The organism is Rahnella perminowiae, assembly GCF_019049755.1.
GTDB classification, from domain to species: domain Bacteria; phylum Pseudomonadota; class Gammaproteobacteria; order Enterobacterales; family Enterobacteriaceae; genus Rahnella; species Rahnella perminowiae.
Genome location: NZ_JAFMOS010000060.1, coordinates 1 through 528, shown reverse-complemented (window position 1 = coordinate 528; position 528 = coordinate 1). Strand labels below are relative to the sequence as shown.

The 528-nt window shown below is 52.8% G+C and carries 1 protein-coding gene; it reads left to right on the top strand.

The annotated features are described in order from the left end of the window. Positions 1-528: type VI secretion system Vgr family protein (locus J1785_RS00300; protein ID WP_238483006.1), on the top strand; the 528-nt coding region annotated here is incomplete at its 5' end.

The window sequence follows — 528 nt, the reverse complement described above, 5'->3', positions numbered from 1 at the left end:
TCCGGTGATACTTACGGCTTCCATATGCCGCTGCTGGACTCCACCGGCGTGGCGATTGCCTTCGAGAACGGCGACGTTGACCGGCCGTACATTGCTTATGCGCTGCACGATTCACGGCATCCGGATCATGTGGCGCTGCCGAACTACAAGCGGAACGTTATCCGCACGCCTTCTGGAAATAAGTTAAGACTTGATGATTCACGAGGCAAAGAACATATAAAAATCAGTACAGTACACTCTGGTAAGAGCCAGCTCAGTCTGGGACACCTGGTGGACAGTGCCAGAAAACAACGCGGTGAAGGCGCAGAATTGCGTACCGATGCCTATGTTGCCGTTCGTGGCGGCAAGGGCATTCTGCTTTCTACCGAGCCGAAGAACAGTGCTCAGGGGCAGCAGCTGGATGACCCTGACCCAAAATCCTGCTCCATTCAGAAACAGAATTCCGGCATGATAAACACTCCCCTGAACGGAGGTGGTGCCGATGAAAAAGTCACGATTCACCGAAGAGCAGATTGTTTTTGCCCTTAA